This is a genomic window from Achromobacter kerstersii, from assembly GCF_902859595.1.
GTDB lineage: Bacteria > Pseudomonadota > Gammaproteobacteria > Burkholderiales > Burkholderiaceae_B > Achromobacter > Achromobacter kerstersii.
Window position 1 is genome coordinate 123,232 of the sequence record NZ_CADIJQ010000008.1, and the last position, 14,612, is coordinate 137,843.

Annotated in this window: 12 protein-coding genes and 2 riboswitches; of the genes, 2 read left to right on the plus strand and 10 right to left on the minus strand. The window is 64.8% G+C overall.

Annotated elements, in window-relative coordinates; all coding sequences use genetic code 11:
* Positions 1 to 85: 85 nt before the first annotated feature.
* The 8 genes from gcvP to HV765_RS21910 form a co-directional block, all read right to left on the minus strand.
* Positions 86 to 2,959 carry an aminomethyl-transferring glycine dehydrogenase gene (gcvP, locus tag HV765_RS21875; protein ID WP_175170931.1) on the minus strand — a complete coding sequence of 958 codons (2,874 nt, stop codon included), beginning with the start codon at positions 2,957 to 2,959 and terminating at the stop codon, positions 86 to 88.
* A gap of 75 nt (positions 2,960 to 3,034) precedes the next feature.
* Positions 3,035 to 3,412: a glycine cleavage system protein GcvH gene (gene gcvH, locus HV765_RS21880; protein ID WP_054423192.1), complete on the minus strand. Its 378-nt coding sequence runs from the start codon at positions 3,410 to 3,412 to the stop codon at positions 3,035 to 3,037.
* Positions 3,413 to 3,512: 100 nt separating this feature from the next.
* Positions 3,513 to 4,613 (minus strand): glycine cleavage system aminomethyltransferase GcvT, encoded by a 1,101-nt coding sequence (gene gcvT, locus HV765_RS21885; protein ID WP_175170932.1) that lies wholly within the window; start codon positions 4,611 to 4,613, stop codon positions 3,513 to 3,515.
* 90 nt (positions 4,614 to 4,703) lie between these two features.
* A riboswitch (glycine riboswitch) is annotated at positions 4,704 to 4,827 on the minus strand.
* A gap of 34 nt (positions 4,828 to 4,861) precedes the next feature.
* Positions 4,862 to 4,961, minus strand: a riboswitch (glycine riboswitch).
* 59 nt (positions 4,962 to 5,020) lie between these two features.
* Positions 5,021 to 5,914, minus strand: a complete 894-nt coding sequence (locus HV765_RS21890) for a ZIP family metal transporter (protein WP_054423194.1) — start codon at positions 5,912 to 5,914, stop codon at positions 5,021 to 5,023.
* Positions 5,915 to 5,945: 31 nt separating this feature from the next.
* Positions 5,946 to 6,560: a superoxide dismutase gene (locus HV765_RS21895; protein WP_175170933.1), complete on the minus strand. Its 615-nt coding sequence runs from the start codon at positions 6,558 to 6,560 to the stop codon at positions 5,946 to 5,948.
* A 171-nt stretch (positions 6,561 to 6,731) separates the two neighbouring features.
* Entirely contained in the window at positions 6,732 to 7,934 is a 1,203-nt protein-coding gene (locus HV765_RS21900; RefSeq protein ID WP_175170934.1) for a BaiN/RdsA family NAD(P)/FAD-dependent oxidoreductase, read from the minus strand.
* Between the two features lie 23 nt (positions 7,935 to 7,957).
* A complete protein-coding gene (locus HV765_RS21905) occupies positions 7,958 to 10,219 on the minus strand; it encodes an arginine/lysine/ornithine decarboxylase (RefSeq protein WP_054423197.1) in 2,262 nt (753 codons plus the stop codon).
* Between the two features lie 240 nt (positions 10,220 to 10,459).
* On the minus strand, positions 10,460 to 10,912 hold the full coding sequence (locus tag HV765_RS21910; protein ID WP_054423198.1) for a hypothetical protein: 453 nt from the start codon (positions 10,910 to 10,912) through the stop codon (positions 10,460 to 10,462).
* Between the two features lie 113 nt (positions 10,913 to 11,025).
* Between HV765_RS21910 and HV765_RS21915 the strand changes: the two genes are divergently transcribed.
* Positions 11,026 to 11,544: a GNAT family N-acetyltransferase gene (locus HV765_RS21915; protein WP_054423199.1), complete on the plus strand. Its 519-nt coding sequence runs from the start codon at positions 11,026 to 11,028 to the stop codon at positions 11,542 to 11,544.
* Between the two features lie 130 nt (positions 11,545 to 11,674).
* On the opposite strand, the gene HV765_RS21920 is transcribed toward HV765_RS21915, so the two are convergent.
* Positions 11,675 to 12,919 (minus strand): GGDEF domain-containing protein, encoded by a 1,245-nt coding sequence (locus HV765_RS21920; protein ID WP_175170935.1) that lies wholly within the window; start codon positions 12,917 to 12,919, stop codon positions 11,675 to 11,677.
* 239 nt (positions 12,920 to 13,158) lie between these two features.
* Here HV765_RS21920 and HV765_RS21925 point away from each other — a divergent pair, with 239 nt between their 5' ends.
* Positions 13,159 to 14,010, plus strand: coding sequence for a GNAT family N-acetyltransferase (locus HV765_RS21925; RefSeq protein ID WP_175170936.1), 852 nt, complete (start codon positions 13,159 to 13,161; stop codon positions 14,008 to 14,010).
* Positions 14,011 to 14,014: 4 nt separating this feature from the next.
* Here HV765_RS21925 and dcd read toward each other — a convergent pair whose 3' ends face one another.
* On the minus strand, positions 14,015 to 14,578 hold the full coding sequence (gene dcd / locus HV765_RS21930) for a dCTP deaminase (protein WP_054423202.1): 564 nt from the start codon (positions 14,576 to 14,578) through the stop codon (positions 14,015 to 14,017).
* Positions 14,579 to 14,612: the final 34 nt, after the last annotated feature.

Here is a 14,612-nt window from a genome sequence, read left to right on the forward strand (position 1 = left end):
CCAAAGAAAAACCCCCATCAATTGCTGATGGGGGTTTTTTATTGCCTGAAAGCTAAAGCTAAAGCTGAAGCTGAAGCGCGTGCGCTTATGCGTAGGCTTCGATCGGCAGGCAGGCGCAGACCAGGTTGCGGTCGCCGTAGGCGTTGTCCACACGGCCCACCGGCGGCCAGTACTTGGCCTCGCGCAGCGACGCCACCGGGTAGGCGGCCTGCTGGCGCGGGTAGTCGTGCAGCCATTCTTCGGCCAGCAGCATCTGGGCGGTGTGCGGCGCGTTCTTCAGGACGTTGTCTTCGCGATCGCGTTCGCCACGTTCGACCTGGGCGATTTCCTCGCGGATCGAAATCATCGCGTCGATGAAGCGGTCCAGTTCGGCGACGCCTTCGGATTCCGTCGGCTCGACCATCAAGGTGCCCGCCACCGGGAAGCTCATCGTCGGCGCGTGGAAACCGTAGTCCATCAGGCGCTTGGCGATGTCTTCGGCGCTGATGCCGCTGGTTTCCTTCAGCGGACGCACGTCCAGGATGCATTCGTGCGCCACACGGCCGTTACGGCCCGCGTACAGCACCGGGTAGTGGTCACGCAGGCGGGTCGCGATGTAGTTGGCGTTCAGGATGGCGACTTCGGTGGCGCGGCGCAGGCCGTCGGCGCCCATCAGCGCGATGTACACGTACGGAATCGGCAGGATGCCGGCCGAACCGAACGGCGCGGCCGAGACCGGGCCAACCTTCGCGTCGCCGGGCAGCTTGCCCTGCTCGTTCACCACGCCCGGCAGGTACGGCGCCAGGTGGGCGCGCACCGCCACGGGACCCACGCCGGGGCCGCCGCCGCCGTGCGGGATGCAGAAGGTCTTGTGCAGGTTCAGGTGCGACACGTCCGAGCCGAACTTGCCGGGCTGGGCCACGCCGACCATCGCGTTCATGTTGGCGCCGTCCAGGTAGACCTGGCCGCCCGCCTGGTGAACCAGATCGCAGATCTCGGTGACGGCTTCTTCGAACACGCCGTGCGTGGACGGGTACGTGATCATCAGCGCGGCCAGCTTGTCGCCAACCTGTTCGATCTTGGCGCGCAGGTCAGCCAGATCCACGTTGCCGTTGGAATCCGACGCCACCACCACGACGTCCATGCCGGCCAGTTGCGCCGACGCGGGGTTGGTGCCGTGCGCCGACGACGGGATCAGGCAGACGTTGCGCTGATGCTGGCCGTTGGCTTGGTGATAGCCGCGAATTGCCAGCAGGCCGGCGTATTCGCCTTGCGCGCCCGAGTTGGGTTGCAGGCTGATGTTGTCGTAGCCAGTGATTTCGCACAGCGCGGCGGACAGGCGGTCGATCAGCTCGTTGTAGCCCTGGCTTTGCGACGCGGGCGCAAACGGGTGGATCAACGCGAACTCGGGCCACGTGATCGGGATCATCTCGGCCGTGGCGTTCAGCTTCATCGTGCACGAACCCAGCGGGATCATCGTGCGGTCCAGCGCCAGGTCCTTGTCGGCCAGCTTGCGCAGGTAGCGCAGCATGTCGGTTTCGGATTGCACGCTGGAGAACACCGGGTGCTTCAGGATGGCGCTTTCGCGGGCAACCGATGCGGGAATGCCGCTGGCGGCGGCGGCGTCCAGGGCGTCGATGTCGAGTTCGACATCATCACGCTCCAGGCCGGCGGCGAACACGTTGACCAGCGCTTGCAGGTCGGCGACGGTCACGGTTTCGTCCAGCGACACGGCCAGGCGCGCGCCGTCAACACGGCGCAGGTTGATGTGTTCGCACTCGGCGGCGGTCAGGATGGCCGGGGTGGCGGGGCCGGTTTCCAGCAGCAGCGTGTCGAAGAACGTGTTGTTCACGACCTTCACGCCCAGCTTCACCAGTTCGGCGCGCAGGATGGCGGTGCTGCGCTGCACGCGCTCGGCAATGCGGCGGATGCCGGCCGGGCCGTGCCACACGGCGTACATGCCCGCCATCACGGCCAGCAGCACTTGCGCCGTGCAGATGTTGGACGTGGCCTTCTCGCGGCGGATGTGCTGCTCGCGCGTTTGCAGCGCCAGACGCATCGCCGGGTTGCCTTGCGCGTCTTTCGACACGCCGACCAGACGGCCGGCCATGTTGCGCTTGAAGGCGTCCTTGCAGGCCATGAAGCCCGCGTGCGGGCCGCCAAAACCGAACGGCACGCCAAAGCGCTGGGCCGAACCGATGGCGATGTCGGCGCCCCACTCGCCCGGGGCGGCCAACAGGGCCAGCGCCAGCAGGTCGGTGGCGCACGCGACGACCGCGCCTTGCGCGTGGGCGGCTTCCGCCAGCTTGCGGTAGTCGGACACGGAACCGGTGCTGTGCGGGTATTGCAGCAGCACGCCAAAGCACTCGGGCAGGCCTTCGGCTTCGTCGCCGACGGTGATCTCGATGTCCAGGCCTTCGGCGCGCGTACGCACGACTTCGATGGTCTGCGGATGCACATGGCGCGAGATGAAGAACACCGGGCTTTGCGACTTGGCGCCACGGCGGGCCAGCGTCATGGCTTCGGCGGCGGCGGTGCTTTCGTCCAGCAGCGAGGCGTTGGAGATGTCCAGCCCGGTCAGGTCGGCGACCATGGTCTGGTAGTTCAGCAGGGCTTCAAGACGGCCCTGCGAGATTTCCGGCTGATACGGCGTGTAGGCCGTGTACCAGGCGGGATTCTCAAGAATGTTGCGCAGCACGACGTTGGGCGTCTGCGTGCCGTAGTAACCCTGGCCGATGTAATTGCGGAAGACCTTGTTGCGGCCCGCGATCTGCTTCAGCTCGGCCAGCACGTCGGTTTCGCTGCGCGAGGGCGGCAGCGCCAGCGGGGCCTGGCTGCGGATCTTCGGGGGCACGACTTCTTCGATCAGGGCGTCCAGGCTGGAGCTGCCAATGACCTTGAGCATGGCGGCCTGGTCGGCGTCAGAAGGGCCGATGTGGCGGGGAATGAAGTCGGTATGGGTGTCTAGGGCGCGCGACATGGGGGAATCTCGGGGTGGTGATGCAGGTTGCGAGGCTGGCGCGCCATACGGGCGGCGGGCCAGCCTCGAAACGGCTTAGCCGTTGGCGACAGCTTCGTAGCCGGCAGCGTCCAGCAGCTTGTCGGCATCCGCGGCGTTGACCGGCTTGATCTTGAAGATCCAGGCGGTGAAGGCCGATTCGTTGATCAGGTTGGGGTTGTTTTCCAGCTCTTCGTTGAAGGCGACGATTTCGCCAGCGACGGGTGCGTAGATGTCGGATGCGGCCTTGACCGATTCAACGACGCCGGCGGTTTCGCCCGCGTTCAACTTGGCGCCAACCTTCACGTCGCCAACGAAGACCAGATCGCCCAATTGATCCTGGGCGGTGTCGGTGATGCCGACGACGAACACGTCGCCTTCAGCTTTGACCCATTCGTGGGACGAGGTGTACTTGCGATCGGTGGGCAGACTCATGGGAACTCCTGAGGGAATGCGGGTAGATGAATGGTGTTGCGCGCCTCGCGCGGGCGGCGCGTGCCCGGACCGGGCAGGCGGCTCGCGCGAAGCTTCGAGTTTACGAGTGTTCGACGGCTTTGCCGTTACGGACGAAAGGCAGCTTGCAGACCAGGGCGGGCACCCATTTGCCGCGGATGTCGACCTCGACGGTATCGCCCGGACGCACGCCTTGCGGCAGGCGGGCAAAGCCGATCGACACGCCCAGGGTGGGCGACATGGTGCCGCTGGTGAGTTCGCCCGTGCCGGCCGGCGTGCGCACGGCCATGTGGGCGCGCATCACGCCGCGCTCTTGCAGCTTCAGGCCGATGAAGGTGGCTGGGGTGGCGAACTGTTCAAGGGCGTCGCGGCCGATGAAACGGCGCTCGGCGTTCTTCAGCGACACGGTCCAGGTCAGGCCGGCTTGATCGGGCTGGGTCAGCTCGTCCATGTCTTGGCCGTACAGGTTCATGCCGGCTTCCAGGCGCAGCGTATCGCGCGCGCCCAGGCCCGCCGGTCGCACGCCTTGCGCAACCAGGTCGCGCCACAACTGCACGACTTCGGTCGCGGGCAAAACGATTTCAAAGCCGTCTTCGCCGGTGTAGCCGGTGCGGGCCACGAGCGTGTCGCCGTCAACGCGGGCTGCGACAAACGGGGTCAGCGCTTCGGTGGCGGCTTGCCACGCCGGGCGCGCGGCCCAGACCTTGGCGCGCGCGTTGGGGCCTTGCACGGCCACCATGGCCAGATCGCGGCGCGCGGCGATGGTGACGTCGAACTGGCCGGCCTGCTTCACACGCTGCATCCAGGCGATGTCTTTGTCGGCCGTGCCGGCGTTGACCACCACGCGCCATTCGTCGGCAGCGAAGAAATAGATGATCAGGTCGTCGATGACGCCGCCTTGCGGGTTCAGCATGCAGCTGTACAAGGCCTTGCCGGGCACGGTCAGCTTGGACACGTCATTGGCGACCAGGCGTTGCAGGAAGGCGAAGGCGTCGGGGCCGGTGACGTCAACGTTCAGCATGTGCGACACATCGAACATGCCGGCGTCCTGGCGCACCGCGTGGTGCTCCTCGAGCTGCGAGCCGTAGGCCAAGGGCATATCCCAGCCGCCGAAATCGACCATTCGGGCGCCGGAGGCGATATGTTCTTCGGCCAGCGGGGTGCGTTTGAGGGTTGCGGACATGCGCGGAAACTCCGGGACGGCAATCTTTGCCAGGGTTACGGAATGCCGGTCGTGACAAGCGGACTGCGCCCGCACGGCTACGGCTGAATCTTCCGCCCCTCTGTCCTTTTGCCTGAGAGTTGCCCCGCGTGGCGGGTTTGCACCTTCGGCGCCTGGGCTGCGCGATATGTCCCTTGTTCGAGGGTCGGCGCCAGGTCTCTCCAGAGTACTGTTTTGCCGCATCCACACGGTGAAAAACCGGGACGGGGCAAGCATGTGCGGTATCGGTTACCTGAGCGATTCTGGGCGAATTGCGCCTTCGGCGGCGGCTGATTCGTGGAAACAGCCGCTCTCTCCCGCAAACATGCATGACAGCGGCGAAAGCATACAACGAAAGCCTTGCGCCGAAAACCGAAAAATCAAGCGCGCTACCCCAGCGCGGTATCCAGCAGCATCATCAAAACAAAGCCCAACATCAGCCCGCAGGTGGCGTAGACCTCGTGCCCCTTGCGATGGGATTCGGGAATGATTTCATGGCTGATGACAAACAACATGGCCCCCGCGGCAAAGCCCAGGCCCCATGGCAGCATGGTCGCCGAAAACCCCACGATGGCCGCCCCCAGCACGGCGCCCAGCGGTTCAACCAGCCCCGACAACATGCCCAGCGCCACGGCGAACGCGCGTTTGTAGCCGGCCGCCAGCAGCGCCACCGCCACCACCAGCCCTTCGGGAATGTCCTGAATGGCGATACCCGTGGCCAATGCGGTGCCGCGCACGGGGTCGCTGCCCGCATACCCGACCCCAATCGCCAGGCCTTCGGGCAGGTTATGCAACGTGATCGCAAACACGAACAGCCAGGTGCGGCGCAGCCGGTGCGCCTCGATGCCTTCCCGGCCCTTGATGAAGTGTTCGTGCGGCAGGGTACGGTCCATGATCAGCAGCACGCCCGCGCCCAGCAAGATGGCGGCGCCCACCGTCAGCCCCGCGCCCCACGGCCCCATGCCTTGCGTTTCGGCAGCGGCAATACCGGGGGCCACCAGCGAAAACGCGCTGGCCGCCAGCATCACGCCCGCCCCGAAGCCGAACATGCTGTCCTGGACTTTCTGCGGAATGGTGCGGGCGAAAAGAATGGGCAAGGTGCCCAGCGCGGTCGCGCCAGCGGCGACCAGCCCCCCTAACAGCGCGTCAGCCACGTGCGGCGCATGCTCGTCCAGATACACCCAGAGCTGATGCAGCGCCAGGCAGGACACCATGACGGCAAGCGTCCACACGCTGATGCTCATGGCCGCAGGCCGCACGCGATGACGGCTGAAAGTGTTCATAGGGCCGCTACCCTCCTTCAGAGAGATAGGCTTAGCCCTTCGCGGCCGCGTAGCGGCGAGCCACTTCGGGCCAGTTCACGACATTGTAGAAAGCGCCGATGTATTCCGGACGGCGGTTCTGGTATTTCAGATAGTAGGCGTGTTCCCAGACATCCAGGCCCAAAATCGGCGTATTGCCGTGCATCAGCGGGCTGTCCTGGTTGGCGCTGCTTTCCACCACCAGCTTGCCGGCGGGCGTCACCGAGAGCCAGGCCCAGCCGCTGCCAAAGCGGGTCAGCGCCGCCTTGGTGAAGGCGTCGCGAAAGGCAGCCAGGCCGCCCAGTTCCAATTCAATCGCCGCGGCCAGCGCGCCGTCGGGCTCGCCGCCGCCTTCGGGCGACATCACCGACCAGAACAGGCTGTGGTTGGCATGGCCGCCGCCGTGGTTGCGGACCGCGCCGCGTATGGCTTCGGGCAATTGGTCCAGGCGGGCCACCAGGGCTTCGACGGGTTCGTCAGTGCTGATTCCGGCGCCATCCAGCGCGGCGTTCAGGCTGGTCACATAGGTTTGATGATGCTTGCTGTAGTGGATCTCCATCGTCATCGCGTCGATGTGAGGTTCCAGGGCGTCATAAGCGTACGGCAGGGTCGGAAGGGTATAGGCCATGCATGTCTCCGTGGGACTCGCCCTCCCGATGGAGAGGCACCAGTCGATATCGAAAACATAAATGATATGTATTTTTATTTGATATCACAATGGGATTGTTTCAATTCGAGCCAACGGAATGCGCGATGCGCCCGGGCGCCGGGTCCATCCCGCCCGCCCCTCGCCCCCTGCTTACACCGCTTTCCCGCAGGCCACGCCCGAGGCCCAGGCCCACTGGAAGTTGTAGCCGCCCAGCCAGCCGGTCACGTCGACCGCTTCGCCGATGAAATACAGGCCGGGGGTGGTCTTGGCCTGCATGGATTTCTGGTCCAGCCCGCGCGTATCCACACCGCCGCGCATCACTTCGGCCTTCTTGTAGCCAGCGGTGCCGCTGGGCACGAGCGACCATTGATGGATGTCTTGCGCCAGTGCGCGCAGCGTTTTGTCGGGCGCATCCGCCAGACGTAATGCCGCCAGGCCGGGCTTGCCGCCCTGCTCTGCCAGATGCAGCCAGCGGTCAGCCAGCCGTTTGGGCCACAGGCCCGCCAGCACGGTATGCACCTGCTGGCGGTTACCGGATTTTGACGCTAGCAGCTCTTCGGCCAGATCGCGGCCGGGCGCCAGGTCGATCACGATGGGTTCGCCGGGCTTCCAGTAGCTGGAAATCTGCAAGATCGCCGGGCCTGACAAGCCCCGATGCGTGAACAGCAGGTCTTCCAGGAATTCTCCGCGCGTCTTGCCCTGCCCCGTGTGCAGGCCCACTTCCAGCGCCACGCCCGATAGTTCGGACATGGGCTGCCATTGCACGGGGTCAAACGTCAGCGGCACCAGCGCCGGCCGGGGTTCGACCACCTTCAGGCCGAACTGGCGCGCAATCTTCAGGCCGAAGTCGGTGGCGCCCAACTGCGGAATCGCCATGCCGCCGGTAGCCACCACCAGCTTGGCCGCGCGGATCACGCCCTGGCCGGTGCGCAGTTCAAAGCCCTGCTCGCCGCGGCCGATCTCGGCCACTGAGCAGCCCATGCGCCATTGCACATTGCCCGCGTCGCACTCGGCGCGCAGCATGTCGATGATGGATTCGCTGGAATCGTTGCAGAACAGCTGGCCGCGATGCTTCTCGTGCCAGGCGATATGGTGGCGCTTCATCAGCGCCAGAAAGTCCTGCGGCGTGTAGGCCGACAGGGCCGAGCGGCAGAAATGCGGATTGTCGGACAGGAAGTTGGCGGGTCCGGCCCCGATGTTGGTGAAGTTGCAGCGGCCACCACCGGAAATGCGGATCTTCTCCGCCAGGCGCTCGGCGTGGTCGACCAGCACCACGCGCAAGCCGCGCTGACCGGCGACCGCTGCACACATCATGCCAGCGGCGCCGGCGCCGAGTACGGCTACATCAAACATCGAAACTCCAGACCCGCCGGGCCTTATTCTTCAATCAGGCAATCAACGTAGTAGCGCTTCTCGCCATCGGGACCCGGTTCGTCGGCCAGGCCGTGAATGTAGGTTTCGAAGCCCGGGAAGCGCTCGTTGAATTCGCGCGCGAATTGCAGGTACTGCACGATGGTGCGGTTAAAGCGTTCGCCCGGAATCAAGAGCGGAATGCCCGGGGGATACGGCGTCAACAGCACGCCCGTCACGCGGCCTTCCAGCTTGTCGATGTCCACGCGTTCGACTTCGCGGTGCGCCATGCGGGCAAAGGCGTCCGACGGCTTCAGCGCCGGCACCATGTCGCTCAGGTACATCTCGGTGGTCAGGCGGGCGACGTCGCGCGCACGGTAGGCTTCGTGGATTTCCTGGCACAGATCGCGCAGGCCCATGCGCTCGTAGCGGCGATGCACGCGGCAGAAGTCCGGCAGGATGCGCCACAGCGGCTGGTTGCGGTCGTAGTCGTCCTTGAACTGCTGCAAGGCGGTCAACAGCGTGTTCCAGCGGCCCTTGGTGATGCCGATGGTGAACAGGATGAAGAACGAATACAGGCCGGTCTTTTCCACCACCACGCCGTGCTCGGTCAGGTACTTGGACACCAGCGCTGCCGGAATGCCGGTTTCGCCGAAGCTGCCCGACATGTCCAGCCCCGGGGTGATGACCGTGGCCTTGATCGGGTCCAGCATGTTGAAGCCTTCGGCCATTTCGCCGAAGCCGTGCCAGTGGTCGTTGGCTTCCAGAATCCACTCGTCGCGGTTGCCGATGCCTTCGGACACCAGACGGTTCGGGCCCCAGACCTTGAACCACCAGTCGTTCTTGCCGAATTCCGATTCCACCTTGCGCATGGCGCGGCGGAAGTCCAGCGCTTCGCGGATGCTTTCCTCGACCAGCGCGGTGCCTCCGGGCGGCTCCATCATGGCGGCGGCCACGTCGCACGACGCGATGATCGCGTACTGCGGCGAGGTCGACGTGTGCATCAGGTACGCCTCGTTGAAGACGTTGCGGTCCAGTTTGCGGGTCTCGGATTCCTGCACGATGATCTGCGAGGCCTGCGAAATACCGGCCAGCAGTTTGTGCGTGGAGTGTGTGGCGAACACCATCGCGTCCTGGCTGCGCGGGCGGTCCTGGCCAATCGCGTGCATGTCCGTGTAGAACTCGTGGAACGACGCGTGCGGCAGCCACGCTTCGTCAAAGTGCAGCGTGTCGATGTAGCTGCCGAGCTGTTCCTTGATCATTTCCACGTTGTAGATGACGCCGTCGTACGTGCTTTGCGTCAGCGTCAGGATGCGCGGATTCTTGTTCACCGCTTCGCGTGCGAAGGGGTTGGCTTCGATCTTCTTGCGGATGTTGTCCGGGTGGAATTCTTCCAGCGGGATCGGGCCGATGATGCCCAGGTGGTTGCGCGTGGGGCGCAGGAACACCGGGATCGCGCCCGTCATCGTAATGGCGTGCAGGATCGACTTGTGGCAGTTGCGGTCCACCACCACGACGTCGCCGGCCGCAACGTTGGCGTGCCACACCACCTTGTTCGACGTCGACGTGCCGTTGGTCACGAAGAAGCAGTGGTCGGCATGGAAGATGCGCGCGGCGTTCAGTTCGGACTCGGCGATGGGGCCGGTGTGGTCCAGCAACTGGCCCAGTTCGTCCACGGCGTTGCAGACGTCGGCGCGCAACATGTTCTCGCCGAAGAATTGGTGGAACATGCGGCCCACCGGGCTCTTCAGGAACGCCACGCCGCCCGAGTGCCCGGGGCAGTGCCAGGAATACGAACCGTCTTGCGCGTACTTGACCAGCTCGCGGAAGAACGGCGGCGGCAGCGAATCCACGTAGCTGCGGGCTTCGCGGATGATGTGGCGCGCCACGAATTCGGGGGTGTCCTCGAACATGTGGATGAAGCCGTGCAGTTCGCGCAGGATGTCGTTCGGAATGTGTTCCGACGTGCGCGTCTCACCGTACAGATAGATGGGGATATCGGCGTTGCGAAAGCGCAGCTCGCCGATGAACATGCGCAGGTTCTTGATTGCGCTGGCCACGTCCTCGGGCGAATCCACGTCGAACTCTTCATCGTCGATCGACAGGATGAAGGCGCTGGCGCGGCTTTGCTGTTGCGCGAACGAACTCAGGTCGCCATAGCTGGTCACCCCGATCACCTCGACGCCCTCGGCCTCGATTGCAGCTGACAAGGCACGAATACCCAAACCGGACGCGTTCTCCGAACGGTAGTCCTCGTCGATGATGAAAATGGGGAAGCGGAATTTCATGCAGGCGCTCCTGGGGGCAAGGCGGGATCGGACGCGGTTCGCAGCCCGAATGTACTTCTAGTAAAAATCCGCCTGATGACAGACGGCGCGAGCACCCGCCGGGAAGCGGGAATGGCGGAATTGTAGGGCTGTTTTTCTTACAGTCCTACGGGAAATCCCCAGAAGGCATGCACAGCCGTTGTCATCGCGCCAAAAGCGGGCGCTTTCAGCACAGAGACAACGGCGCCGGGGGGAGCAAACCTAGCGGATGGTGCGGGCTTCGCCAGTCTGCAAGGCGGTGGTGAACTGCTCGAAGTAGGCGGGGATGGACTCGGTGGCCCCGTCCCGGATGCGCCGCTCGATCTTGGCGATGGCGCCAAAACAAACTTCGGAGCCGGGGTCGCCACATACCAGCACAACCGGGTCTTCGTCGTCGCACACCTCGTACAAGCCGCCATGCGCGCGGCGTCCGACCTCGTACAGGTAGGCGGCGGCGCCAACGGTTTGCATGGGGGTCAGAGGCAAGGTCCCAAGGTGGGCGGCCTCTAGCGCGTCGTCCAGCGCATGGACACTGGACAGGGAGTAGTCCAGCACGGCGCCGGTTGTCCCGGCGGCATCGACAAAGTCTTGCGCAGCGTCTGCCACTCTGGCGACGAAGGCTTCCTGCACTTCGTCGAGATTGGCGTCCTGGTTTATCTTGAGGAAACCGAACATCGTTGGCTCCTTTGTGAAAACCGCAAGCGGCAATAGGCCCATTATAGGCAAGCGCCCCCCGCCTATACTGCCCAAACCGCCCAACCGTTCCGTATTCCCAACACTCTCAGACCATGCCCATACCGCTTGTCAGACGTCTGACCGCCCCGGATGCCGCGCCCCTGCGTCAATTGCGCCTGGACGCGCTGGTGGAAACACCCGAATCGTTCGGATCAAGTTACGAAGAGGAACACACGCTGACACTGGAGGACATCCGGGGGTGGATCACGCCGCTGGATGATGGCGCGATGTTTGGCGTGTTCGTCGATGACGCCCTGGCTGGCATGGTCGGCGTGGGCCGTCAGCGCAAGCTGAAGATGCGCCACAAGGCGCACGTCTGGAGCATGTATGTGGCGCCCACCCATCGCGGACGCGGGCTGGGCCGGCTGCTGATGCATGCGGCCATCGCCCATGCCCAAACCATGCGCGGCATCCGCCAGGTGCAGCTAAGCGTCACCGCCAACAACACCGCGGCAGCGGCGCTGTACGCCAGCCTGGGCTTTGTCGAATATGGCCGCGAACGCGAAGCGCTGTGCGTGAATGACGCGCTCTACGACGAAACACTGATGGCGCTGGCGCTGGCCGGCAAGTAGGCGGCGTCACGTTGATGGCGCTGGCGCTGGCCGGCAAGTAGGCGGCGCCGCGTTGATGGCGGCTGGGGAAACTCAGGCCGCTGAAGACCGGCTGCGAAGACTCAGGCCGCTGCCGCCCGGCTGCGAAGACTCACGCCGTTGCCGCCCGGCTGCGGCGCGCGCCATACGCGCACACCTGGTTGCGGCCGCCGTCCTTGGCTTTGTAAAGCGCCTGGTCGGCCGCCTTGATTACCGCGTCCGGCGCGCGCAAGGCGTCACCGCGTTCGGCCACGCCAATGCTGACCGTGACCCGCAACGGCCGCGAATTGCGTCCGCCGCGTCCGCCCCGGCGGCGCAGGCCGACCTGGTCCGCCTTGGGCCGCGCGGGTTTGTCGCGCAAGCGCATCTGATAGGCCTCGATGGCGCGCCGCACCGTTTCCAGATGCGGCATGCTTTCGGCGGCGGTCTTGCCCGGGAACACCAGCGTGAACTCTTCGCCGCCATATCGGTACGCCTGCCCTCCGCCCGGCACACGGCGCAGTTGCGACGCCACCATGCGCAGCACCTGATCGCCCACGTCGTGTCCGTGCGTGTCGTTGAACGCTTTGAAGTGATCCACGTCGGCCATCGCCAACGTGTAGACGCGGCCCATGCGTTGCAGGCGTTCGTTCAGCGCGCGCCGGCCCGGCAGGCCGGTAAGCTCATCGCGGAACGCCATGTGGAAACCTTCGTGCGCCAGCGAGATGCACAGCGCCGTCAGCGCCGCGGCCGACATCAACGCCAGTTCAATGGGATGTTCCGCCCCACGCGGCAAGGCCCAGGCCATGCAGACAAAGCCCAGCCATTGGCCCGCCTGCTGCGGGCGCCCATAGCGCAACAGCAACAAGGTCAATGTGAGGCCCGTCACCAGCAGCGCCGCAAGCGCTTCGACGGGCACGCCCAGACGCGCAAGCTTGCCCTGCAACGCCATGGTGCCAAACACATCGGTCAGGCCATCCTTGCCAATAAGCGCAATCGCCGCCACGCCCACTGCCATCAGCGCGATGCGCAGCACCATGTCGAGCCACATGCTGGACCGCTCGGACCAGAGCGCATTGATTGTGTACGCCAACGACCACCACGCCAGCGCGGGCCCCAAGGCCCACGGCGCTTCCCGTGCGAGCGTTGGCCAGATGGCGGTGGCGGCCAGCACGCATAGCATCAGCGCCATCGTCTGCGAGCGTTGGTACATCAGGCAGATCGCCGCGCCGATCAGCGCCATCACCCACGGCACGAACGGCACGATCAGCGTCAACGCGGGCGGCCATTCACGCCACAGCATGAGGCCGACCGCGGCGGCCACTGGCAGCGCGGGATAAAACAACAGGGGCAGCCAGGGGATATGGGGGTAACGCACGGGTCGGGGCCTTGCTCAGCTTGCAGAGATGACGTCGCCAAATCGGCAAACACATATATTCTTTTTACGGTTGCGCGTAGCGGTTTCTTTAGCCGCCTTGTTTATCCGCCTTGTTTAGCCGCTTTGTTTAGCCGCTTTGTTTAGCCCACTTCTTTGGCCGCAAGCCGCACACCCCCTGGCGTGGCGCCCGTGATATGTTTTTGTCCCGCCCAAAGGAATGATTCCGAAGGAAAGACCCCATGCAGCTCCTGATCAATATCGATGTGCCCGATCTTGAACACGCCGTCGACTTTTACGCCCGCGCATTCGGCTTGACGCTGCATCGGCGGCTGGGTCCGAAGGCTGCGGAAATGCTTGGGGCAAGCGCTCCCATCTACCTGCTGGAAAAAGCCGCAGGCACGCCAGCCGCCAGCGCAACGGGCCAGACGCGCGACTACGCGCGCCACTGGACGCCCGTGCATCTGGACGTGGTGGTGGAAGACGTGGACCTTGCGGTCAGCCAGGCCGTGGCGGCTGGCGCCCGCTTGGAAGACCCGGCGTCCACACACGCCTGGGGCCGCATCGCGCACCTGAGCGACCCCTACGGCCACGGCATCTGCATCCTGCAATTCCTGGGCCGGGGCTATGACGAGCTGGCGGATAACGGCGTGCAGTTCCAAGCGGTATCCGATGCCGATTTCGATGCGCTGGCGGACTTGCGCATCGAGGCCATGCGCGACAGCCTGCAACGGCTGGGCCGCTTTGATCCTGAACGCGCCCGCTCGCGGCTACGCAGCACCTTCCGGCCCGAACACACCTGGTGGATCGAACGCGGCGGACAACGGGTGGGGTTTTATGCCCTGCGGCCAGACGGCGAGGGCTTGCGGCTGGACCATCTTTACATCACGCCCGCAGCGCAGAGCGCAGGCCTGGGCAGCCAGGTCATGCAAAGGATTCTGCAAGACGCCGACAGCCAGGGGCTGCCGGTGTCCGTCGGCGCGTTGCGGGACAGCGATTCGAACCGCTTCTACCGCCGGCACGGATTCATCCAGACCGGCGAAAGCGAATGGGACATCGACTACCTGCGCCCCGCCCCCGCGCCACAACGCTAAGGAATCAGGTACGCGGCAGCGTGACGCCGCGCTGGCCCTGATACTTGCCGCCACGATCGGCGTAAGACGTCTCGCACACTTCATCGCTTTCCAGGAACAGCATCTGCGCGCAGCCTTCGCCAGCGTAAATCTTGGCGGGCAGCGGCGTGGTGTTCGAGAATTCCAGCGTGACGTGGCCTTCCCATTCGGGTTCCAGCGGTGTCACGTTGACGATGATGCCGCAGCGCGCGTAGGTGCTTTTGCCCAGGCAGATCGTCAGGACGCTGCGCGGAATGCGGAAGTATTCAACCGTGCGGGCCAGCGCAAACGAGTTCGGCGGGATGATGCAAACATCACCCTTGAAGTCCACGAACGAGCCTTCGTCGAAATTCTTGGGGTCGACGATGGTGGAATTGATGTTCGTGAAAATCTTGAATTCGTCGGCGCAACGCACGTCGTAGCCGTAGCTGCTGGTGCCGTAGCTGACGATCCGCCCGCCATTGGCCGTGCGGACCTGCCCTGGTTCAAAGGGTTCGATCATGCCGGCTTCGGACTGGCGGCGGATCCAGCGGTCGCTTTTGATGCTCATGGTGGGAATGGTGCTAAAGGGGATGGAATGGGGC

What these genes read in the sequence shown, in the direction of transcription:
- HV765_RS21900 (WP_175170934.1), bottom strand. Translation starts at nt 7,934, where the DNA reads ATGTTTGATGTAGCCGTACTCGGCGCCGGCGCCGCTGGCATGATGTGT.
- HV765_RS21895 (WP_175170933.1), bottom strand. Translation starts at nt 6,560, where the DNA reads ATGGCCTATACCCTTCCGACCCTGCCGTACGCTTATGACGCCCTGGAA.
- gcvH (WP_054423192.1), bottom strand. Translation starts at nt 3,412, where the DNA reads ATGAGTCTGCCCACCGATCGCAAGTACACCTCGTCCCACGAATGGGTC.
- HV765_RS21915 (WP_054423199.1), top strand. Translation starts at nt 11,026, where the DNA reads ATGCCCATACCGCTTGTCAGACGTCTGACCGCCCCGGATGCCGCGCCC.
- HV765_RS21890 (WP_054423194.1), bottom strand. Translation starts at nt 5,914, where the DNA reads ATGAACACTTTCAGCCGTCATCGCGTGCGGCCTGCGGCCATGAGCATC.
- HV765_RS21925 (WP_175170936.1), top strand. Translation starts at nt 13,159, where the DNA reads ATGCAGCTCCTGATCAATATCGATGTGCCCGATCTTGAACACGCCGTC.
- HV765_RS21910 (WP_054423198.1), bottom strand. Translation starts at nt 10,912, where the DNA reads ATGTTCGGTTTCCTCAAGATAAACCAGGACGCCAATCTCGACGAAGTG.
- HV765_RS21905 (WP_054423197.1), bottom strand. Translation starts at nt 10,219, where the DNA reads ATGAAATTCCGCTTCCCCATTTTCATCATCGACGAGGACTACCGTTCG.
- dcd (WP_054423202.1), bottom strand. Translation starts at nt 14,578, where the DNA reads ATGAGCATCAAAAGCGACCGCTGGATCCGCCGCCAGTCCGAAGCCGGC.
- gcvP (WP_175170931.1), bottom strand. Translation starts at nt 2,959, where the DNA reads ATGTCGCGCGCCCTAGACACCCATACCGACTTCATTCCCCGCCACATC.
- gcvT (WP_175170932.1), bottom strand. Translation starts at nt 4,613, where the DNA reads ATGTCCGCAACCCTCAAACGCACCCCGCTGGCCGAAGAACATATCGCC.